1 protein-coding gene is annotated in these 2,108 nt (G+C 76.4%); it reads left to right on the forward strand.

Annotation, left to right across the window (positions count from 1 at the left end):
* Window positions 1-19: 19 nt before the first annotated feature.
* A partial coding sequence (locus AXW62_RS38900) for an acyltransferase domain-containing protein (protein ID WP_252368896.1) occupies window positions 20-2,108 on the forward strand: 2,089 nt, incomplete at its 3' end.

The raw sequence follows: 2,108 nt of genomic DNA on the forward strand, positions 1-2,108 counted from the left end.
GGGAGAACCGTCGCACCATGTGGACTGGTCGGCGGGCGCGGTCCGGCTGCTCGCCGAGGACCAGCCGTGGCCGGAGGTGGACCGGCCGCGCCGGGCGGCGGTGTCGTCGTTCGGCATCAGCGGCACCAACGCCCACGTCGTGCTGGAGCAGGCCCCCGCCGAGACCCGGCCCGCACCCGAGTCCGCCGAGGAGCCGTCCGCGCCGGCCGCCGCCGAGGACCGGCCGGCCGACGGCGCCCCGGTGCCCTGGCTGCTGTCGGCCCGTACCGAAGCGGCTCTCGCCGAGCAGGCGCGGCGGCTCGCCGGCTCCGTCACCGGACTCAACACCCTGGACATCGGCTACTCGTTGGCCGCGCGGACGCGGTTCGAACACCGCGCCGTCGTCGTCGGCCGCGACCGGGAGGAGCTGCTGTCCGGTCTCGCGGCCCTCGCCGAGGGCCGGTCCGCCGCCGGTGTGGTCCGGGGCGAGGAGGCCGACGGCGGCCCGGTGTTCGTCTTCCCCGGCCAGGGCTCCCAGTGGGTGGGTATGGCCCGCGGGCTGATGGACGGCTCGCCGGTCTTCGCCGGGCGGATGGCCGAGTGCGCGGCGGCGCTGGCCCCGCACACCGACTGGTCCCTGCTGGACGTGGTCCGTGCCGCGGACCCCGCGGCGCTGGAGCGCGTGGACGTCGTCCAGCCGGTGCTGTTCGCGGTGATGGTGTCGCTGGCGGCGGTGTGGGAGTCCTACGGGGTGCGCCCGGCCGCCGTCGTGGGGCACTCCCAGGGCGAGATCGCCGCCGCCTGTGTGGCCGGAGCGCTGTCGCTGGAGGACGCGGCGAAGGTCGTGGCCCTGCGCAGCCGGTCGCTGCTGCGCCTCTCGGGACAGGGCGGCATGGTCTCCGTGGCGGCGTCGTTGGCGCGGGTGGAGGCCCGTATCGCCGCGCTGGGCGGCGGCCTCGAGGTGGCCGTGGTCAACGCGCCCGAGCTGGTGGTCGTCTCCGGCGACCCCGACGCACTCGACGCGCTGGTGGCGAGCTGCGAAACCGACGGGGTACGGGCCAGGCGGATCGCCGTGGACTACGCGTCGCACTCGGCCCATGTCGAGCAGCTGCGCGACGAGCTGGCCGAGGCGCTGTCCGGGATCCGGCCCGTGGCGGGGCGGGTGCCCTTCTACTCCACGGTCGGAGACGAGGCGTCCCCGGGCCGGAGTGAGGGCGAGGACGAGCCGGCCGGCACCACGGCGCTCGACGCCGGCTACTGGTACCGGAACCTGCGGCAGCCGGTGCGGTTCGACGCCGCGGTGGAGGCGGCGATCCAGGCGGGGAACGAGCTGTTCATCGAGGTCAGCCCGCATCCGGTGCTGACCGGTGCGGTGCAGCAGAACGCCGAGCGGCTGGAGCGGAGGGTGGCGGCGATCGGCACGCTCCGCCGCGCCGAGGAGGAGCCGTACCGGCTGTTGACGAGCCTGGCCGAGGCCCACGCGCACGGCGCGGCCGTCGACTGGACCGCCACGTTCCATGGCGGCCGCCGGGTGGCGCTGCCGACGTACGCCTTCCAGCACGAGCGGTACTGGCTGCCGGACGAGCCGGGCAGCGGCGACATCGGCGCGGTCGGCCTCGGCACGCTGGGACACCCGCTGCTCGGCGCCGCCGTCCGGCTGGCCGACAGCGACAGCGTCGTGCTCACCGGCCGGCTCTCCCTGCACACCCACCCCTGGCTCGCCGACCACGCCGTGGCGGGCGAGGCCGTCCTCCCGCCCGCCGCGTTCGTCGAACTCGCCCTGCGCGCGGGCGACGAGGTCGGCTGCGACATCGTGGAGGAGCTGACCCTCCGGGCGCCGCTCGTGCTGCCCGCGTCGGGCGGTGTGCAGGTGCAACTCGTCATCGGCGCCCCCGCGGGCGCCCGCCGCTCGGTCGCGGTCTACTCACGCGTCGAGAGCGCCGACGAGGCGCAGGGGTGGGTCCAGCACGTGGCCGGCGTCCTGGCCGCCGGCACGGACACGGCCGTCCCTTCCTTCGACCTGAGCCAGTGGCCGCCTGCCGGCGCCCGGCCGCTGCCGGTCGACGGCCTCTACGAGCGGCTCGCCGACCGCGGCCACGGTTACGGTCCGGCCTTCCAGGGGCTGCGGG

It is taken from the genome of Streptomyces hygroscopicus subsp. hygroscopicus (assembly GCF_001553455.1).
Classification (GTDB): domain Bacteria; phylum Actinomycetota; class Actinomycetes; order Streptomycetales; family Streptomycetaceae; genus Streptomyces; species Streptomyces hygroscopicus.